The 23,221-nt window shown below is 60.5% G+C and carries 23 protein-coding genes; 11 read left to right on the forward strand and 12 right to left on the reverse strand.

Annotation, left to right across the window (positions count from 1 at the left end):
- Positions 1-182: 182 nt before the first annotated feature.
- The gene (locus FXO12_RS06155; RefSeq protein ID WP_160049593.1) at positions 183-1,091 is read left to right on the forward strand and encodes a MurR/RpiR family transcriptional regulator; all 909 of its coding nucleotides are present in this window, start codon (positions 183-185) and stop codon (positions 1,089-1,091) included.
- A gap of 199 nt (positions 1,092-1,290) precedes the next feature.
- Here FXO12_RS06155 and FXO12_RS06160 read toward each other — a convergent pair whose 3' ends face one another.
- The gene (locus tag FXO12_RS06160; protein ID WP_057977489.1) at positions 1,291-2,196 is read right to left on the reverse strand and encodes a hypothetical protein; all 906 of its coding nucleotides are present in this window, start codon (positions 2,194-2,196) and stop codon (positions 1,291-1,293) included.
- 375 nt (positions 2,197-2,571) lie between these two features.
- Between FXO12_RS06160 and FXO12_RS06165 the strand changes: the two genes are divergently transcribed.
- Both FXO12_RS06165 and FXO12_RS06170 read left to right on the forward strand, forming a co-directional pair.
- Positions 2,572-3,255: a response regulator transcription factor gene (locus tag FXO12_RS06165; protein WP_003191687.1), complete on the forward strand. Its 684-nt coding sequence runs from the start codon at positions 2,572-2,574 to the stop codon at positions 3,253-3,255.
- The gene (locus FXO12_RS06170) at positions 3,233-4,624 is read left to right on the forward strand and encodes a HAMP domain-containing sensor histidine kinase (protein ID WP_034125702.1); all 1,392 of its coding nucleotides are present in this window, start codon (positions 3,233-3,235) and stop codon (positions 4,622-4,624) included. Before FXO12_RS06165 ends, FXO12_RS06170 begins: the two co-directional genes overlap by 23 nt.
- A gap of 123 nt (positions 4,625-4,747) precedes the next feature.
- Here the strand turns inward: FXO12_RS06170 and FXO12_RS06175 are convergent, their stop codons facing one another.
- Entirely contained in the window at positions 4,748-6,349 is a 1,602-nt protein-coding gene (locus FXO12_RS06175; RefSeq protein WP_054918523.1) for a murein L,D-transpeptidase, read from the reverse strand.
- A 39-nt stretch (positions 6,350-6,388) separates the two neighbouring features.
- Between FXO12_RS06175 and FXO12_RS06180 the strand changes: the two genes are divergently transcribed.
- Positions 6,389-7,117, forward strand: coding sequence for a murein L,D-transpeptidase catalytic domain family protein (locus FXO12_RS06180; protein ID WP_019817186.1), 729 nt, complete (start codon positions 6,389-6,391; stop codon positions 7,115-7,117).
- 30 nt (positions 7,118-7,147) lie between these two features.
- Positions 7,148-7,894 carry a creatininase family protein gene (locus FXO12_RS06185; RefSeq protein WP_020301789.1) on the forward strand — a complete coding sequence of 249 codons (747 nt, stop codon included), beginning with the start codon at positions 7,148-7,150 and terminating at the stop codon, positions 7,892-7,894.
- A 171-nt stretch (positions 7,895-8,065) separates the two neighbouring features.
- Here the strand turns inward: FXO12_RS06185 and FXO12_RS06190 are convergent, their stop codons facing one another.
- Together FXO12_RS06190 and FXO12_RS06195 are read right to left on the reverse strand one after the other, a co-directional pair.
- Positions 8,066-8,407 carry a hypothetical protein gene (locus FXO12_RS06190; RefSeq protein WP_034125705.1) on the reverse strand — a complete coding sequence of 114 codons (342 nt, stop codon included), beginning with the start codon at positions 8,405-8,407 and terminating at the stop codon, positions 8,066-8,068.
- Positions 8,408-8,453: 46 nt separating this feature from the next.
- Positions 8,454-9,098, reverse strand: coding sequence for a hypothetical protein (locus tag FXO12_RS06195; RefSeq protein ID WP_057977486.1), 645 nt, complete (start codon positions 9,096-9,098; stop codon positions 8,454-8,456).
- A gap of 138 nt (positions 9,099-9,236) precedes the next feature.
- Between FXO12_RS06195 and FXO12_RS06200 the strand changes: the two genes are divergently transcribed.
- On the forward strand, positions 9,237-9,521 hold the full coding sequence (locus FXO12_RS06200; protein ID WP_034125707.1) for a hypothetical protein: 285 nt from the start codon (positions 9,237-9,239) through the stop codon (positions 9,519-9,521).
- Here the strand turns inward: FXO12_RS06200 and yfcF are convergent.
- Positions 9,480-10,112 carry a glutathione transferase gene (yfcF, locus tag FXO12_RS06205; RefSeq protein ID WP_057977483.1) on the reverse strand — a complete coding sequence of 211 codons (633 nt, stop codon included), beginning with the start codon at positions 10,110-10,112 and terminating at the stop codon, positions 9,480-9,482. The genes FXO12_RS06200 and yfcF overlap by 42 nt on opposite strands.
- A 146-nt stretch (positions 10,113-10,258) precedes the next feature.
- Here yfcF and FXO12_RS06210 point away from each other — a divergent pair, with 146 nt between their 5' ends.
- Positions 10,259-11,698: a hypothetical protein gene (locus FXO12_RS06210; protein WP_057977481.1), complete on the forward strand. Its 1,440-nt coding sequence runs from the start codon at positions 10,259-10,261 to the stop codon at positions 11,696-11,698.
- Here FXO12_RS06210 and FXO12_RS06215 read toward each other — a convergent pair.
- Positions 11,695-12,237 (reverse strand): DUF924 family protein, encoded by a 543-nt coding sequence (locus FXO12_RS06215; RefSeq protein WP_054897772.1) that lies wholly within the window; start codon positions 12,235-12,237, stop codon positions 11,695-11,697. The two genes, FXO12_RS06210 and FXO12_RS06215, sit on opposite strands and share 4 nt — an antisense overlap.
- A 71-nt stretch (positions 12,238-12,308) precedes the next feature.
- On the opposite strand from FXO12_RS06215, the gene FXO12_RS06220 reads away from it, so the two are divergent.
- Positions 12,309-13,463, forward strand: coding sequence for a DUF1624 domain-containing protein (locus tag FXO12_RS06220; RefSeq protein ID WP_054897771.1), 1,155 nt, complete (start codon positions 12,309-12,311; stop codon positions 13,461-13,463).
- 77 nt (positions 13,464-13,540) lie between these two features.
- Here the strand turns inward: FXO12_RS06220 and metE are convergent, their stop codons facing one another.
- On the reverse strand, positions 13,541-15,883 hold the full coding sequence (gene metE / locus FXO12_RS06225) for a 5-methyltetrahydropteroyltriglutamate--homocysteine S-methyltransferase (protein WP_057977478.1): 2,343 nt from the start codon (positions 15,881-15,883) through the stop codon (positions 13,541-13,543).
- 344 nt (positions 15,884-16,227) lie between these two features.
- Here metE and FXO12_RS06230 point away from each other — a divergent pair, with 344 nt between their 5' ends.
- Positions 16,228-17,325: a carboxynorspermidine decarboxylase gene (locus FXO12_RS06230; protein ID WP_057977476.1), complete on the forward strand. Its 1,098-nt coding sequence runs from the start codon at positions 16,228-16,230 to the stop codon at positions 17,323-17,325.
- 28 nt (positions 17,326-17,353) lie between these two features.
- Positions 17,354-18,598: a saccharopine dehydrogenase family protein gene (locus FXO12_RS06235; RefSeq protein ID WP_032901677.1), complete on the forward strand. Its 1,245-nt coding sequence runs from the start codon at positions 17,354-17,356 to the stop codon at positions 18,596-18,598.
- A 459-nt stretch (positions 18,599-19,057) separates the two neighbouring features.
- On the opposite strand, the gene glsB is transcribed toward FXO12_RS06235, so the two are convergent.
- The 3 genes from glsB to FXO12_RS06250 all read right to left on the reverse strand — a co-directional run bounded on the left by glsB (position 19,058) and on the right by FXO12_RS06250 (position 20,850).
- Positions 19,058-19,966, reverse strand: coding sequence for a glutaminase B (glsB, locus tag FXO12_RS06240; RefSeq protein ID WP_057977474.1), 909 nt, complete (start codon positions 19,964-19,966; stop codon positions 19,058-19,060).
- Positions 19,967-20,021: 55 nt separating this feature from the next.
- Entirely contained in the window at positions 20,022-20,366 is a 345-nt protein-coding gene (locus FXO12_RS06245) for a hypothetical protein (RefSeq protein WP_014718790.1), read from the reverse strand.
- A 73-nt stretch (positions 20,367-20,439) separates the two neighbouring features.
- Positions 20,440-20,850 carry a hypothetical protein gene (locus FXO12_RS06250; RefSeq protein WP_034125714.1) on the reverse strand — a complete coding sequence of 137 codons (411 nt, stop codon included), beginning with the start codon at positions 20,848-20,850 and terminating at the stop codon, positions 20,440-20,442.
- 109 nt (positions 20,851-20,959) lie between these two features.
- Here FXO12_RS06250 and FXO12_RS06255 point away from each other — a divergent pair, with 109 nt between their 5' ends.
- Positions 20,960-21,805 carry a helix-turn-helix domain-containing protein gene (locus FXO12_RS06255; RefSeq protein WP_057977473.1) on the forward strand — a complete coding sequence of 282 codons (846 nt, stop codon included), beginning with the start codon at positions 20,960-20,962 and terminating at the stop codon, positions 21,803-21,805.
- Positions 21,806-21,929: 124 nt separating this feature from the next.
- On the opposite strand, the gene FXO12_RS06260 is transcribed toward FXO12_RS06255, so the two are convergent.
- Positions 21,930-22,724, reverse strand: a complete 795-nt coding sequence (locus FXO12_RS06260) for a class II aldolase/adducin family protein (protein ID WP_057977471.1) — start codon at positions 22,722-22,724, stop codon at positions 21,930-21,932.
- Between the two features lie 177 nt (positions 22,725-22,901).
- Entirely contained in the window at positions 22,902-23,111 is a 210-nt protein-coding gene (locus FXO12_RS06265; protein ID WP_057977469.1) for a hypothetical protein, read from the reverse strand.
- Between the last annotated feature and the right edge of the window lie 110 nt (positions 23,112-23,221).

A 23,221-nucleotide genomic window follows, 5' to 3' on the forward strand; every position in this document is an offset into this window, starting at 1 on the left:
TTATTCCATAATTATTTTTAGTGGAATATTTTTTCCAATACCTCAGGATAGTGGCACGCCAGCGCCCATGCATCGTTTCAGCAGGCCACGCGGGCCGTGATGCCGGGGTATTTTTTTGCGCCTACCCTGTAGACTTGCGCCACCTATCAGCGCATCAGACGAACACGCCAGAAGGATTGCCCATGTCCCGCACCGATCCCGAGACCACACTGGAAGAAACTATCGCCAGCCCTCCGATCAATGCCGAACGCCTGTTGCAGCTGATCACCGACGAATACGAGAGCCTGCCGCGCCAGCTCAAGCGTATCGCCAGCTACATGAGTCAGCAGAGTGACCGGATCATGGTCGACCGGATCAGCGACATCGCCCGGGAATGCGAAGTGCACCCTTCGGCCATCGTGCGGTTTTCCCAGCGCTTCGGTTTCAGCGGGTTCAGTGAGATGCAGGCGCTGTTTCGCGAGGCGTATACGCACAAGACCACGCCGGTGCAGAACTACCAGCAGCGCATCCGCAGCATGATCGCCAACAAGTCCCAGAAGGCCAGCGGCGGCGACTTGGCGCGCGAGTGCGTCAACGCCACCCTGTCGGGCATCGAACGTTTGGGGCTGGAGTTGGACGACGCTGCCTTCGAGAAAGCCGTGGACCTGGTGGTCAATGCCGACAACATCTACGTGGTCGGCGTGCGCCGCTCCTTTGCGGTGGCCGACTACCTGGTCTACAACCTGCAGCACACCAACAAGCGCATCCACCTGATCTCGGGGCTAGGCGGCAGTTATCGCGAGCAGATGCGCAGCGTGCGCGCCAATGACCTGGTGATAGCCATCAGCTTCACGCCCTACGGCAAAGAGACCCAGCACTGCCTGCGCATCGCGCAGCATCACCAGGCCAAGACCCTGATCATCACCGACAGCAACCTGTCGCCCCTGGCCAAGCGGGCGAATGCGGTGTTGTTGGTCAATGAAGGTTCCTCGTTTGCTTTCCGCTCGCTGAGCACCACGCTGTGCCTGTGCCAGGCGCTGTTTATTGCGGTGGCGTATCGGTTGGAACTCAAGGTGGATGAGATTCACGAACAGGTTGGGTTCGACGACTGAACCTCCAACTGTAGGAGCGAGCTTGCTCGCGAAAAACGCAAGAACGCCGCGGCCATTTTGAATGAACGCGGCGCCCAGCAGTTCTTCGCGAGCAAGCTCGCTCCTACAATTAGTGCATGAAAATCGCGATCAGGATGATCACCGGAATCGGCACGCCGAGGAACCACAGCAGTAATGAGCGCATCATGTTCTCCTTGAATTAACGAACGTAGTTTTCGGTTTCGACATACACCACGGCATCCCGGCGGCGACCGCCGAAGGTGGCGGCGAAGCTGGCGAAGAACGCACCGATGAGCAGGGCCACGAAGGTCCACAGCGAGGTGTAGGCCGCTACTTTCGCAGCGGTGTCAGCGGCTTGTTTGGCTTTGAGCTTGGCGTCTTCAACGGCCTTGCGCGCGTCGCCATAGACCTTGTCGATACGGGCTTCGGCATCGGCCTGGCTAAGGTTGGTGCGCTGGCTGATCAGTTGGGCCAGGTAGGCGCGATCTTCCGCTGCCAGTTGGCCGTCGTTGCTCAACGTACGCGTCAGGATACGACCGACCACGGCGTGGGCTGCATCATCGCTGACCGCCGCTGGGCGATCATCGCGGAACAGGCTGTCGACGTAGTAACCGAAGTCACCACTGTCGGCACCCTTTGCCGCGCTGCCCGCAGCTTGGGTGAGGCCGCTGGCGGCGCCCGATGCCACGCTGGCGCCAGCTTTCACGCCGCCGCTGACCACACTGCTGACCGAGCCGACCACCAGCATCGCCGTGATCAATGTGGCCACTGCCCACGCCAGGAAGCCATGGGCGGTGTCGCGAAAGTACACCTCGTCCCCGTGCATATTGGCCCACTTCACCCGCAAACGACCGGCGATATAACCGCCCAGGCCCGACGCAACGATCTGGGTGAACGCCAGCCAGACAATTGTGGAAATGCCAAGGCCCTTGACGCTGATACCGCTGTCAGCCCAAGGCGACACCGCCGAAAAGCCCAGGCCGAAGCCCAGCAATACCAGGATCAATGACAGTGCAGCCGCCGCAGCGGCACCGGCGAAAATCGCCCCCCAGGAAACCCCTGAGAGCGTGCTTGACTCTTGCAGCGTGGATGAGGATGTGATCATTGTTGTTTTGCTCCAGGCACGAAAAATGATGTTACAAGTCTCAAAACGGACAGTGCAGGCAGCGTGCCAGCGGCGGTTAAAATTAAATTCCTTTAATTTCAATGATTTATTTAAATTGAACTTAGCCAGATCATGCAGGTTGCAATAAACGGCGATATTAGGCGGGCGTAATGCACTCCCCTGTGGGAGCTGGCTTGCCTGCGATAGCGGCATGACCGCCAACGAATATGCCAGCAGGTAAGCCGCCATCGCAGGCAAGCCAGCTCCCAAAGGGCGATGTCGGTTTGAAGAAGATGAAGTTTTATTTAGGAAACATTCAGCAACTTCTTGGCAAAATGTCGCCACTTCTAGTGTGAACGCTCACCAGGTAATCCTATGACCCGCATTTTGACCATCGAGGATGACGCCGTAACGGCCCGCGAGATTGTCGCCGAGCTGAGTAGCCATGGACTGGACGTAGATTGGGTGGACAACGGCCGCGAGGGCCTGGTCCGTGCCGTGAGTGGGGATTACGACCTGATCACCCTCGACCGCATGCTGCCCGAGCTGGATGGCCTGGCCATCGTCACCACGTTGCGCACCATTGGGGTGTCTACGCCGATCCTGATGATCAGCGCCCTCTCCGATGTCGACGAGCGCGTGCGCGGCCTGCGTGCCGGCGGCGATGACTACCTGACCAAGCCGTTCGCCTCGGATGAAATGGCCGCCCGTGTCGAGGTGCTGCTGCGGCGTAAAAGCACCGTCCAGGAATTCGAAACCGCTCTGCGCGTGGCCGACCTGGAACTGAACCTGATCAGCCGCGAAGCCAGCCGGGCCGACCAGCCGCTGACCCTGCTGCCCACTGAATACAAACTGCTTGAATTCCTGATGCGCAACACCGGGCAGATCCTGTCGCGGATGATGATTTTCGAGGAAGTCTGGGGTTATCACTTCGACCCCGGCACCAACCTGATCGACGTGCACATCGGCCGTCTGCGCAAGAAAATCGACCCACCGGGCCTCACGCCGCTGATCCGCACGGTACGAGGCTCGGGCTATGTCATTGCTGAACCCCTCTAAAGGCTGGCGCTCTTCCAGCAGCCGCTTGCTGGCGCTGTACAGTTCGTTGTTCGTGGCGTGGAGTTGCATCCTCATGGGGGTGCTGTACTACGAGGTCTCAGGCTACCTCAGCGACTTGTCGCGCCATTCCCTGTTGCAGCGCCAGCATCTTTTCCAGCGTTTCGACGGCGAAGAACTGGTGGAAGCGCTGACCACCAGCATGACCTTCGACATGAAGGGCGTGGACGCCTATGGCCTGTTCGATGAGCAATTTCGCCCCTTGAGCGGGCCGATCCGTGCCGTACCACCCGACTTGCCGCTGGATGGCAAGATCTACGCCCTGACCAATTGCGTGCAATCCGATGACCCCAAACTGCCCAAGGACAGCTGCGACGCCGTGGCCACCCACACCGAAGACGGCCGCTGGCTGGTGTTGGTACGCGCCAACGGCTCGTTGTTCGGGGTAACGCGGATTATCTGGCACGCCCTGCTGTGGGCGCTGTCCTTGACCATCATTCCTGGCGCTGCCGGCTGGCACCTGCTGCGCCGCCGCCCGTTGCGGCGCATTCGCGGGATCCAGGCCAGCGCCGAGGCCATCGTCGCCGGCGACCTGACGCACCGGTTGCCGCTGTCCAACCGGCGCGACGAGCTGGACATGCTCGCCGCCATCGTCAATGCCATGCTCGACCGCATCGAAAAACTGATGAACGAGGTCAAGGGCGTGTGCGACAACATCGCCCACGACCTGCGCACCCCGCTCACTCGCTTGCGCGCCCAGCTTTACCGCATCAAGCAACAAGCCGAGGAAGACTCGGCCCACGCGGTAAAACTCGATGACGCCATCGCCGAAACCGACACGCTGATGGCGCGTTTTCGCGGGCTGCTGCGCATCTCGGAACTGGAAGACCATCAGCGTCGCTCAGGCTTCCTGGTGCTGGACCCGCTGCCGTTGCTGCGCGAACTGCATGATTTCTACCTGCCCCTGGCCGAAGAAGGCGAACTGGAGTTGGTGCTGCAGGCGCCTGACTCACTGCCGTGGATTACCGGTGACCGTGCGCTGTTGTTTGAAGCCCTGGCCAACCTGCTGAGTAACTCGATCAAGTTCACCCCGCCCAATGGCAAGGTGATCCTGCGAGCAGTCAACGACCTTGGGAGTACGCGCATCGAAGTGCTCGACTCCGGGCCAGGCATTCCAGCCGCCGAGCGCGCGTCGGTGTTCCAGCGTTTCTATCGGGTCGATGAGAGTGATCAGCAAGGCGGCTTTGGGCTGGGCCTGTCGATTGTGGCGGCGATCATCAACTTGCATGGCTTCAAGCTGGAGGTCGGCACCAGTGAGTTGGGCGGCGCCCGCCTGGTGCTGGAATGCCGCCAGCAACTGATGCCGGAATAGAACGTAGGAGCGAGCTTGCTCGCGAAAAACTCACAGACGCCGCGTTCATTCAGGAAGCACGCGTTATCGTTGGCGTTTTTCGCGAGCAAGCTCGCTCCTACATTCATATCAAGCCATCTGACGCTATAACACGCTGCCCATGGCCTTGATCAACACCGGGTCACGCGCATAAATATCCGGCGCGTACACCAACTCGCCCTGGCGATCCACTTCTACCGTCCAATACCCCAACAGCACCGGTACCGGCGTGGCGAGCCTGAATTCATGGGTTTCGCCGGTCGCCAGCAGCTCATCGGTGCGGGTGCGTTCGGCGGGCGTTACGAGCAGATCGCGCAATAACAACGGTTGCTCGACCCGCACGCATCCCGAACTGAACGCCCGTGGGCCCTTGGTGAACAAGGGCTGGCTGGGGGTGTCATGCAGGTACACCGAATACGGATTGGGAAAGCGCATCACAATCTTGCCCAGCGGGTTACGCGGGCCGGCCTGCTGGCGCAGCAGGATATTGCCGGGGCGTGCCCAGTCGACTTGGTCGGGGGTCAATGGGTGACCTTCGGCGTCGAGCACCTGCAGGTTCTGCTGGCGCAGGTATTCAGGGTTGAGACGGATGGCGGGCAGCTTGTCCTCACGCATGATGGTCGGCGGGATGGTCCAGGTGGGGTTGAGGGTCAGCCGAGTGATGCGCGACTTGAGCAGTGGTGTCTGGCGTTCGGCACGGCCTACTTGCAGGCGGGTTTGCCACACCGGGATGCCGCTCTGATACACGCTCAGTTGTGCGGCGGCCACATTGACCACGACACCTTCAGGCTCCAGGTCCTGGGCCAGCCAGCGGAAGCGCTCCAGGTTGATGCGCAGCTGTTCACGACGCACCGCCGGGCTGATATTGAGTTCGGCCACGGTGCCGGCGCCGACCACGCCGTCGGCCTGCAACGAGTGGCTGAGCTGAAACGCTTTCACCGCTTTGACCAGTTCGCCCTGGTATTGCTTGCCGTTGCCACTGGGCAACTGAGCCAGGTAGCCACCGCTGTGCAGGCGCCGCGCCAGTTCCGGCACGCGGGGGTCGTTCATCCCCGGGCGCAACAACGCGCCCTCGGCGACCGGGTCCCAATGGGGCAGCGGTTGCTGGCGCACGCCGGCGTAGGCATTGCGCAGGCTGCGATACAAATCAGCGCTGGGCCGCGCCTGATCGAAGGCTTGGGCCATGTCTTGCAGGCCGGTGGCGGCGAACGCCAGTACCTCGGCATTAGGATCGCCACTGGGCGGCTGTGAATGCCATAGAGGCTCAAAGCGCGATTGCTGCAGGCGCCCGTAATGCAAATCCTGCAGGGCTTGCAGGTACTGCTGGCTGTTGGCGATATCGCTGCACAGCACGTTGGCCGTGGCATCCGCCGCAGGCAAGCTATAGTGGGTGGGGTCCAGGCCATCGTCGGCAAGCATCAGCAACTGGCTGTGCAAGGCTTGCCGGCGTTCGTCAGCCGACCATAGCGGGGCATCGCCCTGCTGCAGGTAAAAGGCTTGCAGGCGCACCAACGCGGCGGCATCGATACGCGGCGCAAGGTGCGGGCAGACACTGGTCAACTGGGCCAACGCCTGTTGCAGTGGCGCCAGCGCGACCGGTGCAGGGGTGGTGACGGGCAATGGCTCCACCGGCAGCGTTTCGGCTGTAGCGACCAATGGTGCAACGAGCAGGCAAATGCTCAAGTAACATGCGTGTTTTTTGAACAATTGACTTAGCTCCACTCCACAGCGGGGACTCGACTGTAGATGCTGACTTTTATACGCCTGCTCAGGCTAACCAGCCTGGGCTTGATCACTGGGTGCCTGGCTTTATTGAGCAATGTTGCGCTCGCCGCCAATGGCACCTCTCCTTCCCTGTACAGCAGCCTGGCGCGCTCGGCTCCAGAACTCAATCCCACCGTGCTGAAAAGCGCCCTGAGCGCCGTACAGTGCGCGGTCAATAACGGCGAGGAACGTTCCGATCGCCTAGCGGTTATTGACTACTCACAGCCCTCGACCGCCCGTCGCCTGTGGATCTTCGACCTGCGCAAAAAGACCCTGGTATTGCGCGACCTGGTGGCCCACGGCGCCAAGTCAGGGGAAAACTTCGCTACCCAGTTCTCCAACCTCGAGGGCAGCCACCAGTCGAGCCTGGGGTTGTTCCGCACCCAGGAAAGCTACCTGGGCGCCCATGGCTACTCGCTGCGCATGGACGGTCTGGAACCCGGTTTCAATGACCAGGCCCGCGACCGCGCCATCGTGATTCATGCCGCCGACTACGTCAGCCCCTTATGGAGCAAGCGCGAAGGCCGCATCGGCCGCAGCCAGGGTTGCCCGGCCGTGCGCCCGCAAGTTGCCCGTCAAGTGGTGGACAAGCTCAAGGACGGGCAGTTCATGTTTTCGTGGTACCCCGACCAGCGCTGGCTGAAGTCGTCGACCTACCTCAATTGCAAACCCCAACAGGTGGCGAGTAGTCGTACAATCCGTGGCGGATAGCCTGTCCCCATAGATAAAAGAGAGCGTCGCATGCTTCTACACACCTCCACCTGGATCGAAATCGGGCAGTTCCTGGAACGCAGCCGCACGGTGGTGATTCCCATCGGTTCCAACGAGCAACATGGCCCCACCGGCCTGCTGGGCACGGATTGGATGTGCCCGGAGATCATCGCCCACCACGCCCAGAAGCACGCCGATATCCTGGTCGGCCCGACCTTCAATATCGGCATGGCTCAACACCACCTGGGCTTTCCCGGCACCATCTCCCTGCGCCCTTCCACCTTTATCGCCGCAATTGGCGACTGGGTGCGCTCGTTGGCCGGGCATGGTTTCGAAAAGATCCTGTTCCTGAACGGCCACGGCGGCAACATCGCCACGATTGAAGCGGCGTTCTCCGAGCTGTACGCCGAAGCCAGCTTCGCCCGCCGCCCGGCCGGGTTCGCGCTGAAGCTCGTGAACTGGTGGGACCTGGAAGGCGTCACTGACCTGGCCCAGCGTCAATTCCCGGTCGGGCATGGCAGCCACGCCACGCCGTCGGAAATTGCTGTGACGCAGTGGGCGTATCCGGACGCGATCAAGTCTGCCGACTACTCACCACGAATCGCCAACACCGGCCCGATCCGCGAGGCCCTGGACTTCCGGGCGCGCTTCCCTGACGGCCGCATGGGCTCGGACCCGGCGTTGGCTACTGTGGAGAAAGGCGGTGAGTTGGTGGCGTTGGCGGCGCAGGGATTGGTCAAGACTGTCGACAGCTTCAGCAACGAAGCCAAACCCTGATCCAAATGGGGCCAATACCCTGTAGGAGCGAGCTTGCTCGCGAAAAAATCATAGGCGCCGCGTTTATTCAGGGAGCGCGCGTTACCGTTGACGTCTTTCGCGAGCAAGCTCGCTCCTACAGGGTGTCAGAAGTTGCCCCCGCCCACCTTTGGATTTGCGTTGTGCCTGGTTTTATCTGCAATCCTGTGCGGCCTGCTCCAGCCGCGATGGCTTGATCGCCGAAGCCAGCGGCTTGCGCTCGTACAGGAAGACCTTGGTGCCGTCCTGGGACTTGTAGGCCTCCAGCACATCATCGGCGGCAATCTTGCTGGTCAACAGCACCTTGGCGTGGCGCGAGTTCTGGGTGACGGTCGAGGTGATGCCGTGCTTTTCCAGCTTGGGCAATACGCATTGCACATAGCCGTCGGGGGTCTTGTTGGTTTGCAGGGTCAGTGATGGGGCATTGGGCGCCGTGATACAGCCGGTCAGCAATAACGAAGCACAAGCCAGGGCCGGGGCGAAGAAAGAGCGCATAAACATTCCTGAAAATAACCAAATAGGGTTCACAACCATTCGCGGGTCAACCTGCGCGAACCAGGGCCTTGAGCGACGCATCGAACTGCTTCAGGGCATCTTGCTGTACATCGCGTTGTTGCTCGATCAGTGCAGCAATCTCCGGCGCCGCCTTGTCGTGCACCCACACTGACGGCACGTGCTTGTCCACCGAGCCTTCGGCCTTGGCGATAAACTGCAGGTTCGCGTCGTAGAAACGTGCGACAAAGCGTGCTTCGACCCGGTCATTACGCTGGGTCAGCAATTGGTTATGGGTATCGAGCACCACCACCACATCCGGGTGCGCCTGCACCAGGGCATCCAGGCTGCTATAAACCGTCACCGAGAAAAAAGTGCCCTGCAACGAGTGCATCAACCAGTCGATCGCCAGTTCCGGGTCGGAGCTGTTGACGAACGCCTCGCGAATCCGCCCATCCAGGGCATCCTTGGCGCCGTTCAGCGCCATGGCGTGGTAGCGTTCAAGGTAGCTGAGGTTGTCGCGGGTGTTTTCGCTGAACAACACCCCCACCGACTGGGCACGCTGCAGAGAGTCTACGCTACCCATCAGTGGCAGCAAATGGCCTGTACGCACGTCATCGGCCATCGCCGGGGTGGTCATGACCGCGGTGCCCAGCATCAGGGCCATCAAAGCCAACTGGATAATCGTCCTCATCGCGCATTTTCCTTGGGCTGCGTCTCGATGTACAGATTCTGCGCGTTTGGCGAAAAAACAGAACTTGTGATCCTTGATGGTGACTATCATTTGAACCGATAGTGTCAGGCCGCCCATAAAATCTATAAGGACCCCGCCATGAAGCCCTACCAGAAAATCTTCGATCGTATCCGCGAGGCAGTCCTGCCAGAGTTTCGCGAGCGAGTCGCCGACTACCTGGTCGAGTACGAAACCGTGCTGCTGGACTCACACGCCGACGCCGCAAAAGGGAGCGCCAGCGCCGAGCAACTGCGCGGCTACTTGCGTGGTTTGAACACCATGCGCGTGTTGGGCATGGCCGATTGGGAAGACCTCGACCGGCGCGTTGCCCAGCAGGCAGAGCTAGAGCGCGGGCCGTCGCAGCTCGACCCACTCGCGCACTGACGGCCGCTGCCACTGGCGTTGCGCGTAGGCCACCAGTTGCGCTGGCACCGGGTCGCCATTGAGGATCAGGCGATTGAGCATCACCGCCAGGTCCACATCGGCAATCGACCACTGCCCGCACAGGTACTCACGGTTATCCGCCAGCAAGGCTTGCGCCGCGCTGATCAACTTGGTCGCGGCGGCTTGAGCCTCTGCTGACAACGGCGGCCTCTTCTGCCCGCAGAACACCACCAGCGTCGAGCGCTCCTGGCGAATCGGCAGCAGGTCGCTGCGCAACCACGCTTGAACCTGTCGCGCCCTCGCCCGCGGCTGCACATCCGCCGGGTACACGCGGGTCTCGGGGTAGGCCTGGTCCAGGTACTCGGTGATGGCCGAAGACTCCGACAGCGCAAAATCACCGTCTACCAGGGTCGGCACTCGCTGGGTCAGGGAGCGTTGGACGTAATCTGCCGCCTGGTTCTGCCCGGCATCGAGGTCCAGGGTGAGGGTCTCGAACGCCAGGCCTTTTTCGCGCAAGGCGACAAACACCGACATGGCATAGGGGCTGGTGAACAGCGAATCAACGTAGAGGTGCAGCGGGCCTTGGCTCATGGGCAATCTCCTGGTGTGAGCCATCACGCTACGAGATCCGGGCCGATAAAGACAATGCAGGGTTTTTATGGGGGCATTCCTGGCAGGAATAGCGCGGCTAGTGGCAATATTATGGCTCCCGCTGATTTTCAAGGAAGGAACAGCACATGAAACAAGCAGTTGTGGTTATCCACGGCATCGGCGAACAGCGCCCAATGGACACCTTGCGCGGCTTTGTCGAAGCGATGATCCCTACGGACACCCCCGATGGCAAACCTCTGTACTGGAGCAAGCCGGATCGGCTGTCGCGCAACTTCGACCTGCGCGTACTGAAGGCCTCGGGCCGTACCTCGACGGATTTCTATGAGTACTACTGGGCCCACAAGATGCAGGGCACCAAGTTCGGCCATCTGCTGGGCTGGCTGTGGGACATCTTCAAGCGCCCGCGTCGCGACATTCCCGAGGCCATCGTGCCGATCTGGCGCAGCACGCGCTGGACGGTGCTGGTGTTATTGCTGCTGGTTGCCAGCGGTACATTGGCCACGGCCTGGGGCCAATTGCCCCTTAGCGACAACCCCTTCGCGCTGATTCCCCTGCTGCTCGCGGCAATGGGACTGGCGCTGCGCTATTCGGCGCTGGCCTACCTGGGAGACGCCGCACGCTACCTCAGCCCCAACCCGCAAAACGTGATGGTGCGCGAGCAGATCCGTGCTGATGGTGTCGACCTGCTGCGCGCTCTGCACAATCAGGGTGACTACGAGCGCATCATCGTCGTCGGCCACAGTTTGGGCAGCGTGATTGCCTACGACATCGTCGGCTACCTCTGGCATGAGTACCACGACAAACTGACCCAACTGACCCCCAGCAACCGTGAGCTGGCAGCCCGTTATGCCAACCGCGAACCGCTGCAACCGGTGGTCAAGGATGCCCTGCCGGCCGCCGGCGCCTTGCTGGACGGCAGCCTAAGCAACCTGTTGAATTTTCGTCAGCAACAGACCGAAGCTTTTGCCGAACAGCGCGGCCTGGGCAACCCCTGGCGCATCACCGACCTAGTCACGGTCGGCAGCCCGATGGCCCACGCCAGCCTGTTGCTGGGCCGCAGCGTCAGTGATTTCAAACAGCGCATGGAACGCCGCGAAGCCCCGGCCTGCCCGCCGACCGAAGACACCCAAGGCTACGGCTACAACGCCCGCCAACCGCTGATGCTCGGCCAAAAGCCCTTCACCCCGCACTACCTGCACCACGCCGCAGCCTTTGCCGTCACGCGCTGGACCAACCTGTACTTCCCTGCCCCCTTCGGCCTGTTCGGCGACATCGTCAGCGGCCCGGTCAAGCCCGTGATGGGCGGCGGCGTGCTGGACTTGCCGGTGACCGTGGGCAACGGCAAAGGCTGGCTGGCCAAGTCCTGGCTCAGCCATACTCACTATTGGAGCGAACGCGGCGGTGCCCAGGGTTACCTCGACGCACTGGGCCAGGATGAACAGGCGATCACCCAAGGCCCGCGTCCTTCAGCCACTGAAGCGTTGCGGTGGGCGATAGACCTCAAGGGCGTGCGGCGGTTTCGCCGTGTCGCCACCCAGCAGAGCCTGGCGCCAGAACACGCCTAACCGGCGAAGCCACCGGCCTTGAGGAAGGCGAGTTCTTCATCGGTGCTCGCCCTGCCCAACACCCCATTACGATGGGGAAACCGCCCGAACCGCTCGATGATGTCGGCATGCTCCTTGGCCCAGTGGTAGGTGCTGGCATCCAACTGCTGGTTCAGGGCCAGGGAGCGTTGCTGGTCCTGCGGGTCTTCCGAATGTTCAAAAGGCAAATAGCAGAACGCGCGCAACTGAGGTTCAACCTGTTGATCCAATCCCGCGTCCACCATCTTTCGCGCATAAAACCGCGCCAGCGGGTCGGTGGCGAACATATGCGCCGTGCCGCGAAAGGCGTTGCGCGGGTACTGATCCAGCAGGATCAATAACGCCAGCGCGCCATCCGCCGTGGTCAACCAACCTTCGAGTTCACGCCGTGCAGCCTGCATATGAGCCGCGTTGAATCTATCGCGAAAGTCCCTATCGAACCCCTCGTCCTTGGCGAACCAACGCTTGGGCCCCGCCTGTTTCCAGAACGCGATTACAGCTTCGGCCGAGTGTGGGGTCATGCTTGTCATCAGCGCCTCGCTTAATGTTATAGAATAACGTCAATGTTTTGCCTGCGTGTGATCCTTAACTTATGACTGACGCTATGACTTTACGCAAACGCCTGCTGTCCATCGACGCCCTGCGCGGCCTGGTGATCCTGTTCATGTTGCTGGACCACGTGCGTGAAACCTTCCTGCTGCACCGCCAGGTCAGCGACCCCATGAGCATAGACAGCACCGAGCCTGCGTTGTTTTTCAGCCGCACCCTGGCTCACTTGTGTGCGCCGGTGTTTGTGCTGCTCACCGGTTTGTCGGCTTGGCTGTACGGTCAGAAATATCAAGGTCGTCGCGACGTGTCGGCATTCTTGTTCAAGCGCGGGCTGTTCCTGGTGGTGCTGGAATTCACCCTGGTCAACTTCGCGTGGACCTTCCAACTGCCGCCCAGCGTGATCTACATGCAAGTGATCTGGGCCATCGGCATCAGCATGATCGCCCTCGCCGCGTTGGTCTGGCTACCGCGTGCCTGGCTGATCGGCTTGGCGCTGGTGATTATCGCCGGGCACAACCTGCTCGATGGGCTGCACTTCGCAGCGGGTTCGATGTTGCATGTGCCGTGGGCCATCCTGCATGAACGCACCTGGATTGAAGTCTCTGAAAACCTGCGCCTGCGCACCACCTACCCGGTGCTGCCATGGATCGGTGTGATTGCCCTGGGTTACGGCCTCGGGCCATGGTTTGCCAATGCCACGCTGCCGGCTGTGCGTCAGCGTTATTTACTGGTCGCAGGGGTGGGCGCGTTGGTGGGCTTTGGGTTGTTGCGAGCGCTCAACGGCTATGGCGAGCAGCCTTGGCAGGCGTATGACAGCAGCGTGCTGACGCTGATGAGCTTTTTCAATATCACCAAGTACCCGCCTTCGCTGTTGTTCCTGGCGTTGACCCTGGGGATTGGCTTGCTGTTGCTGCTGGCGTTTGAACGCGCCGGGCATAAGCGCTGGATCGGCGTGCTGGCGGTGTTCGGCGCGGCGCCGATGTTCTTTTATCTGTTGCACCTCTATGTATTGAAAATCCTCTATGTAGCCTGCGTTGCGCTGTTTGGCCTCAACCATGGCACTTACTTTGGCTTCGACGATATCGGTGCGGTGTGGTTGGCAGCGCTGCTGTTGCCGATTGCCCTGTACTTGCCCGTGCGTTGGTTCGCCGGCCTGAAAGCACGGCGGCGGGATCTGGCGTGGCTCAAATACCTCTGACCTGATGCACGGGGCGAATATTGCCCCCTCCCCTTGTAGGAGCGAGCTTGCTCGCGAAAAACTCACAGGCGCCACGTTCATTCAGAAGCTACGCGTAATCGTTGGCGTTTTTCGCGAGCAAGCTCGCTCCTACAGTTTGACTCAGCACGCAGTTGCCGAGCGGCGGTGACCATATGAATGAGCGCCGCCTCGGTCTCCGGCCAGCCCCGCGTCTTCAAGCCGCAATCGGGGTTCACCCATAAGCGCTCTGCCGGAATCCGCTTGGCGGCCTTGCGCAGCAAGTTGGCCATTTCCGAGGCATCCGGCACCCGTGGCGAGTGGATGTCGTAGACCCCCGGGCCGATCTCATTCGGGTAGGCGAAGGCTTCGAACGCGTCGAGCAGCTCCATGTCCGAGCGTGAGGTCTCGATGGTGATCACGTCGGCATCCATGGCGGCGATGGACTCGATCACATCGTTGAACTCGCTGTAGCACATGTGGGTGTGGATCTGGGTTTCATCGCCCACGCCACTCGCGCACAAACGAAACACCTCAGTCGCCCAGTCCAGGTAGTGCTGCCACTGCGCCTGGCGCAACGGCAAGCCCTCACGAAAAGCCGCTTCGTCGATCTGCACGATCTTGATGCCGGCCGCTTCCAGGTCCACCACTTCGTCACGAATCGCCAGGGCCAGTTGCCGGGCCTGCACTTCGCGGCTCAGGTCTTCCCGTGGGAACGACCACATCAACATGGTCACCGGGCCTGTGAGCATGCCCTTCATCACCTTGTCGGTGAGGCCTTGGGCATAGCGAATCCACTCCACGGTCATGGCGTTCGGGCGGCTCAGGTCACCGACAATCACTGCGGGTTTCACACAGCGCGAACCATAGCTCTGCACCCAGCCGAACCGGGTGAACGCGTAGCCATCCAGTTGTTCGGCGAAGTACTCGACCATGTCGTTACGCTCGGCTTCACCGTGCACCAACACATCCAGGCCGAGATTTTCCTGCACCTCGACAGCGTGCTTGATCTCACTGTGCATGGCTTCGACGTATTCGGCGTGGCTCAACTTGCCCGCCCTGTACGACTGACGCGCCAGGCGGATCGACGCGGTCTGTGGGAACGAGCCGATGGTGGTGGTCGGGAACAGCGGCAAGTTAAGGCCGGCCCGTTGCTTTTCGATGCGCTGGGCAAACGGCGACTGGCGCTGGCTGTCCCGTGCAGTGATGGCCGCTACACGAGCTTGAACGGCAGGCTTGTGAATGCGTGGCGATGCAGCACGAGCTGCCTGCACCGCGCGGCTCGCAGCCAGGGCGGTGAGTACGCCAGGGGCTTCGGGCTGATCGACGGCCTTGGCCAGTAGCGCCACTTCCGCGCACTTCTGCACGGCGAAGGCCAGCCAGCTTTTCAGTTCGGCACCCAACTGATCTTCCCGCTCCAGGTCCACCGGGCTGTGCAGCAGCGAGCAGGACGGCGCGACCCACAGGCGATCGCCCAACTTCTCATGGGCATGCTGCAAGGTGGCCAGGGCTTTTTCCAGGTCGCAACGCCACACGTTTCGGCCGTTGACCACGCCCAGGGACAGCACCTTGTACGCTGGCAGGCGGTCGAGAATGGTCGGGTACTGGTCCGGCGCACGCACCAGGTCGATATGCAGGCCATCCACCGGAAGGTTGGCAGCCAGGCCAAGGTTTTCTTCCAGGCCGCCGAAGTAAGTGGCCACCAATTTTTTCAGCGGGTCGCGCTGGATCAGGTTATAGGCGCGCTCGAAAGCGTTCTTCCAATCCTGAGGCAGATCGAGCGCCAGGATTGGCTCGTCGATCTGCACCCACTCAACGCCCAATTCGGCCAGGCGCTGGAATATCTGGCCATACAGCGGCAGCAGTCGCTCGAGCAGGTCGAGCTTGTCGAAGTCAGCGCCCTTGGCCTTGCCCAGCCACAAATAGGTCAGCGGGCCGATCACCACGGGCTTGACGCTGTGCCCCAGGTCGAGGGCTTCCTGGACCTCTTCGAAGAGTTGGTCCCACGCCAGGTGGAATTGCTGATCGACGCTGAACTCCGGCACCAGGTAGTGATAGTTGGTGTCGAACCACTTGGTCATCTCCTGGGCAAGGGCACCGCCGCAGCAGCTGTCACTGACGCCACGGGCCATGGCGAACAAGGTATGCAACGTGGCCTGGCCATCCGCCGGGCGGAACCGCTCAGGGACCACACCGAACATCAACGAATGGGTCAGCACCTGGTCGTACCAGGCGAAATCACCGACCGGCAACAGTTCGATACCGGCTTGCTGTTGCAGCGCCCAGTGGGTGCTGCGCAAATCACGGCCAACGGCGCGCAGGCCGGCTTCGTCGAGCTCACCCTTCCAGAACGCTTCCTGCGCTTTTTTCAGTTCACGATCGCGTCCAATGCGCGGAAACCCGAGGGAATGAGCGACTGCCATGACTTACAACTCCGATGGTGTGATTGATGGCGGTCATTGTCGGCAGAGGGGCGTCTTGAGACAAACTCATTCTGTTCTAGATCATCACAAGATTTACTCATGTTCAGGTAAGCAGGATATTCGCGGCGCTATTGTTGATGTGTGGGGTGCCAGGGGCGCCGTCATCGCGGCCTCGCTGAGGCTCGAGCGCTCCCACAGGAGGCGGCATGATTCTTATGAACGGTCATACTTACGCCCTATGCTTAACGTGGCGCGCAAAATCCGCCGGCTAACCTTTCGATCTGTTCCAAGTGCGGGCACAATGCGTGTCCTTTTTTGGCAGGCACCGCCGCAGGCTCTCAAAAATGATCAAAACGCCGTACTACCTCATCGATAAACAGAAGCTTCTGGTCAACATGCAGAAGATTGCCTACGTGCGCGAACAGTCCGGCGCCAAGGCTCTGCTGGCGCTCAAGTGCTTTGCCACCTGGTCGGTATTCGACTTGATGCAGCAATACATGGACGGCACCACCTCGTCGTCGCTGTATGAGCTCAAGCTCGGTCGCCAGAAGTTCGAAGGCGAAGCGCACGCCTACAGCGTGGCCTGGGCCGACGATGAAATCGAAGAGATGCTGGAGAACTGCGACAAGATCATCTTCAACTCCATCAGCCAGTTGCAGCGTTTTGCCGAACGCAGCGAAGGCAAGACCCGCGGCCTGCGTGTGAACCCGCAGGTGAGCAGCTCTGACTACCTGCTGGCCGACCCGGCGCGCCCGTTCAGCCGCCTGGGCGAGTGGGACCCGGTGAAGATCGATGGCGTGATCGATCAGATCTCCGGCTTCATGTTCCACAACAACTGCGAGAACGGTGACTTCAGCCTGTTCGACAAGATGCTCGGCACCATCGAGGAACGCTTCGGTGAACTGCTGCACAAGGTCAAGTGGGTCAGCCTCGGCGGCGGCATCCATTTCACCGGTGAAGGCTATGCACTGGATGCATTCTGCGCACGGCTCAAAGCGTTCTCCGAGAAGTACGGCGTGCAGGTTTACCTGGAACCCGGCGAAGCGGCGATCACCAACAGCGCCTCCCTGGAAGTCACCGTGCTCGACACTCTCTACAACGGCAAGAGTCTCGCCGTGGTCGACAGCTCCATCGAAGCCCACCTGCTGGACCTGCTGATCTACCGCCTCAACGCCAAGCTGGCGCCGAGCGAGGGTGAACACACCTACATGGTGTGCGGCAAATCCTGCCTGGCCGGGGACATCTTCGGCGAGTATCAATTTGATCGTCCGCTGGCCATCGGCGATCGGCTGTCGTTCATCGACACCGCAGGCTACACCATGGTCAAGAAAAACTGGTTCAACGGCCTGAAAATGCCGTCCATCGTAGTGAAACAACTCGACGGTACAGTCGAGGTGGTTCGTGAATTTGGTTACGACGACTACCTGTCCAGCCTGTCCTGAGCTGGCGGATAAAGGAGAGATAAAGCAATTGAAAAAGAACGTTCTTATCATTGGTGCAGGAGGTGTCGCCAAGGTGGTGGCCCACAAGTGCGCGCAGCACAACGACGAACTCGGTCGTATTGCTATCGCGTCGCGCAACATCTCCAAATGCCAGGCCATCATCGACAGCGTCAAGGCCAAGGGTAGCCTCAAGGTTCCCGCCGATATCCAAGCCTTCGCGCTGAACGCCCTGGACGTGGAAGCGACCAAGGCCCTGATCCGCGAGACCGATTCGCAGATCGTCATCAACGTCGGCTCCGCCTTCCTCAACATGTCGGTACTGCGTGCCTGCATCGACACGGGCGTGGCTTACCTCGACACCGCCATCCACGAAGAGCCGGGCAAGGTCTGCGAGACCCCGCCGTGGTACGGCAACTACGAGTGGAACCACCTGCAAGAGTGCAAACAGAAGAACATCACCGCCATCCTTGGCGTGGGCTTCGACCCAGGTGTCGTCAACGCGTATGCCGCGCTGGCGCAGCAACAGCATTTCGACCGCATTGATTCGATCGACATTCTCGACGTCAATGCCGGCTCCCATGGCAAATACTTCGCCACCAATTTCGATCCGGAAATCAACTTCCGCGAATTCACCGGGCAGGTGTGGAGCTGGCAGAACAGCCAGTGGACCAGCAACACCATGTTCGAAGTCAAACGCACCGACGACCTGCCGGTAGTCGGTTCGCAGAACCTCTACCTCACCGGCCACGATGAAGTGCACTCGCTGTCGAAAAACCTCGACGTGCCCAACGTGCGTTTCTGGATGAGCTTCGGCGAACACTACATCAACGTGTTCACCGTGCTGAAAAACCTCGGCCTGCTTTCCGAACAGCCGGTCAAGACCGCCGAAGGCCTGGAAGTGGTGCCGTTGAAAGTGGTCAAGGCCGTGCTGCCCGACCCGTCTTCGCTCGCCCCGGGCTACACCGGCAAGACCTGCATCGGTGACCTGGTCAAAGGCACCAAGGATGGCCAACCGCGTGAGATGTTCATCTACAACGTGGCTGATCACGAAGAGGCCTATGCCGAGACCGACAGCCAGGGCATCTCCTACACCGCAGGCGTACCACCGGTAGCCGCTGCGCTGCTGGTGGCGCGTGGCGAGTGGGATGTGAAGCATATGGCCAACGTCGAGGAACTACCGGCCGAGCCGTTCCTCAAGGCGCTGGATGTGATGGGCTTACCGACTCGGATCAAAGACGAAAACGGTGATCGGGCCTGGGATGCGACGGCCTGATAGGCCATAGCTGACCGAGCAAAAGAATGCGCCCCAAGGGGCGCATTTTTTGTTTTGGCTCACCTACAGTTCGAAGAACAATGAGGATCAAAATGTGGGAGTGGGCTTGCCTGCGATGGCGGCGTGTCAGTCAAGGATTCTTCAACTGAACCACCGCTATCGCAGGCAAGCCAGCTCCCACACTGGTTGTGGGTTGCCCACAGAATCGGCACCAGGCATAGATCCCTGTGGGAGCTGGCTTGCCCGCGATGGCGACCTGTCAGTCAATGATTCTTCAACTGAACCACCGCTATCGCAGGCAAGCCAGCTCCCACACTGGTTGTGGGTTGCCCACAGAATCGGCACCACGCATAGAACCCTGTGGGAGCGGGCTTGCCCGCGATGGCGGCGTGTCAGTCAATTAATCTGTAACTGAACCACCGCTATCGCAGGCAGCCAGCTCCCACAGGGAGAACGATCTCAAAACACCGACCACCCAATCCGCTCACTCAACAATTCCAACGCCTTCATCCCCGCCAGCGAATTACCCGCTGCGTTCAGCTCCGGCGACCATACGCACACCGTGAACTGCCCCGGCACCACCGCGACGATCCCGCCGCCGACCCCGCTCTTGCCCGGCAGGCCCACGCGGTAGGCAAAATTGCCCGCCTCGTCATAAAGCCCGCTGGTGGCCATGATCGAGTTCACTTGCTTGGTCTGGCGCGCCGTCAGCACCTGCTCGCCACTGTGGGCACTCACGCCTTCATTGGCCAGGAAGCTGAACGCTCGGGCCAGGTCCAGGCAGCTCATCTGCAACGCGCAATAGTTGAAATAGCTGTGCAGCACCGCGTCCACATCGTTATGAAAGTTGCCGAACGACTTCATCAGGTAGGCCATGGCCGCATTGCGCGCACCATGCTGGGCTTCAGATTCGGCCACGACGCTGTTGACCAGGATCTGCGGGTTGCCCGACAGGCGCCGTACAAAGTCGCGCATCGACAGAATCGGCACGGCGAAGCGTGACTGGTTGATGTCGCAGATCACCAGCGCGCCAGCGTTGATAAAGGGGTTGCGCGGGCGGCCACGCTCGAATTCCAGCTGCACCATGGAGTTGAACGGCTGCCCCGAGGGCTCGTGGCCCAAGCGCTCCCAGATGGATTCGCCGCCATGGTCGATGGCCTGCACCAGGCTGAAGACCTTGGAAATGCTTTGCACCGAAAACAGCGTGTCTGAATCTCCAGCGCAGTAGGCCGTGCCGTCGTTGCCGTATACCGCGATGCCGAGTTGGTTGGCGGGCACGTCGGCCAGCGCGGGAATGTAATCGGCGACTTTGCCGAGGCCGATCAAGGGGCGCACTTCGTCGAGGATCGACTCCAGCAGCGCCTGCATAGCTTGTCCTGTCATCTTTGTTCGAATCAGTGGTAAACGAGGCGCGGAGGATACGTCAATGGGCGCGCAACACCCACACAATCTCTACCACCCGCTCGGCAATCACCACGTAGATCAGGATCAACAACAGTTGCAACGCCAAGTGATAACGCAACTTGGCCAGGCGGCGGATGCCGTCGCTGACGTTCAACAGCATCAGCACCGTGGACAGCACAATCAAGCCCCAGCCCGCGACGCTGGAGGCGAAGATACCGATCAGCAACTCGCGCGGTCCCACCAGCGCGTTGGTCCCCGCCGCAAACAACAACGCGCAGACCAACAGGTTTTTAACATTGTCGAAAATCTGCGTGCTCAGGTCGTTTTCCAGCAACGCCAGGTACCGCGTCCATAAAGTGCGCATGCTTGAGTACCGAGTGGGAAGGCTCGTCAATCAAGGTAGTTCAATTGTGGACGCTGTCGAGCTTTGGCCAGGCTCAGAAATACGCCACATCCGACACTTCTGCATCCAGCACATCCTGGGCCAACGCCCAGGCGCGATCCTTGGACTCCACCACCAGCAGCGGGTAACCCCAGGCCTTGCCGAACGTCACGGCAAAGGGCTTGAGGGCCAGGCGCTTGGCAGCGCTGGGCTCCACCTGGATCATGCCTTTGACGTAAGCGCGCAAGGCAGCCTTGTTTTTCTTCATCCAGATAGAAGCGCGCTTGCGCTCTTCGTGGGCGTGTTCGTGATTGTTCTCATCCACGGCTTTTTCGTGCAGCAGCAAGAAGGGCTGCTCACGCGCCAGCAGACGTTCGAATGTCAGGAAGGCGTCTTCCGGCGCTCCCTCGCTAGGCGCGTCGAAAAAGATTTTCACCACCGGGAAAGTTGAACTGTCGAGTCGCATGGCAAAGCTCCTTTGATGAGATTGGTTCTCATCATAGGGCGCGTGACGCTGGACAGCATTGCATAGAATAGCCAGAATATTTCGCAATCCAGCCAAGGCAGTTATCAGCATGGTTCATCACCGCCTCGACCAATACGACCCCTGCCGGGTCCGCGACGCCGCCGCGATCCCTCGCTCGATTGTTGCAGTGGGCGCCTCGAGTACGTCCGAACGCTGGGAACATACCCCTCACCACCATCAACACGGGCAATTGATCTACACCTTGCGCGGCGTGGTGCATTGTGTGATCGAGGCGGGTATCTGGATCGTGCCGCCGCAATGCGCATTGTGGATTCCCGGCGGTGTGACCCACGCGGCCCGTGGCGCTGGCGAAGCAGATGTATATTGCCTGTTGATCAGCCCGGACGCCGCCAGCGCCCTGCCCTGGCAATGTTGCACGCTGTCGGTGTCGCCATTGCTGCACGAATTGATCGGCAAGGCGGTCAGCTTCCCGCAGCTCTACGACGAAGACGGCGCCCCGGGCCGGCTGGTGGCGACGTTACTCGACGAGTTGGCCTTGGCCCCCCTCGAGGCCCTGCATTTGCCCATGCCCCAGGACCCTCGCTTGCATCGGCTGGCCACCAGCTTATTGGCCAACCCCGGCGACAAATCGACCCTGGGCGAATGGGCCGTGCGCATCGGCATGAGCGAACGCAGCATGACCCGCCTGCTGCTGGAAGAGATCGGCCTGAGCTTCGGTCGCTGGCGCCGGCAGTTGCATGTAATCCTTTCACTGCAGCGCCTGGCTAACGGCGAGAGTGTGCAGAGCGTGGCGCTGGACCTGGGTTATGAAAATGCCAGCGGGTTTATCACCATGTTCCGCAAGGCCATGGGCCAACCGCCGGCGCGTTACCTGGCAGACCGAGCCAGTACCGTCGGGCCGCACAGCAACGTGTCAACTATCGCCTTGACGTGAGGTTTTGATGATCGTTCCCACGCTCTGCGTGGGAATGCCTCGTGTGCCGCTCCGCGTCACGCTTAGGGACGCAGAGCATCCTGGGCTGTGTCCCCACGCAGAGCGTGGGAACAATCCACCCGACTCAGTTCTTGTAGTCGGTATCGGTACGCTCAAGCTGGCGCACCAGCGCATTCCAATGCCGCGCCACGCCCGGGCCTTCGCCATTGCTGAACACCTTGGCCTGCTGCTCGACCTTGGCCACCACCTCAGCCGGTGGGAAGATCAACGCGGCATTTCCCGCCGCCTGTGCCGCAATCTGGATGTTGCAGGCCCGCTCCAGGCTTTGTAGTTGCTGGAAGGCATGCTCGACGCTGACGCCGCCCGTCAACAAGCCGTGGTTACGCAGGATCATCACACTCTTGTCGCCCAAATCCGCCACCAGCCGTTCACGCTCGTCCAGGTCCAGCGCCACGCCTTCGTAACCGTGGTAAGCCACACGCCCCGAGAATGCTATAGCGTGCTGGGAGATCGGCAACAACCCCTGCTTCTGCGCCGACACCGCAATACCGTCGCGGGTGTGGGTGTGCAGCACCGCTTGCAAATCATGGCGTGCGCCGTGGATGGCGCTGTGGATCACATAGCCGGCGTAGTTGATCCCCAGGCCCGTAGGGTCATCGACAAGGGTGCCGTCCAGATCGACCTTGACCAGGTTGGAGGCGCTGATTTCGTCGAACAATAGCCCGAAAGCATTGATCAGGAAATGCGCCTCGGGCCCTGGCACCCGCGCCGAGAAATGCGTGTAGATATGATCGGTCCACTTGTACAACGCCGCCAGTCGGTAGGCCGCGGCCAACTTGACCCGCACCTCCCACTCTTGCGGTGTGACCCGCTGGCGCACATTGCTCAAGACACTGGAAATCGGCGTGACGCTACTCATGGCAAATCTTCCTGGATGACCTAAGGGACTTCCAGGCAAGACTAGGGGATGGTCATAAATAATAAAAAGCACATTTTAATCTAAGCTAATTATTATATTTTTTTATAAAAAGTAGCAGTGGCAGCTTTCAGGCCGCCACAGGATCTCGTTCCTTTTCCACCGATCAACTCAGAAGGTTCAACGCCCGTTGTTGAGTTTCTCGTTGATTGCATCCGTTTGCCGTTCAATGTCCTTGATCGAGGTCGGCGTCACGACTTTGTCGATGGTGTCAGTCTTGGGGTTCGCAGGTTCAAGCGTCTGCCCTTTGGTGGCCTGGGCATTACCTTTTTGCGCATCTTCAGAGCTGACGGGGTCGGGGGTTTTATCGGCGGTTTTACGATCAGTCACAGTGCAATCCTCCTGGCAGTGGCAGGCCCCTGAGATGGCGGCCCTATGCAGCAGAACCCTGCGAATCCGGATTGGTTCAAGTCAATTGCCTCGCCTCACCACTGGGCAAA

The sequence above is a fragment of the Pseudomonas sp. J380 genome, from assembly GCF_009827115.1.
Lineage (GTDB): Bacteria > Pseudomonadota > Gammaproteobacteria > Pseudomonadales > Pseudomonadaceae > Aquipseudomonas > Aquipseudomonas paracarnis.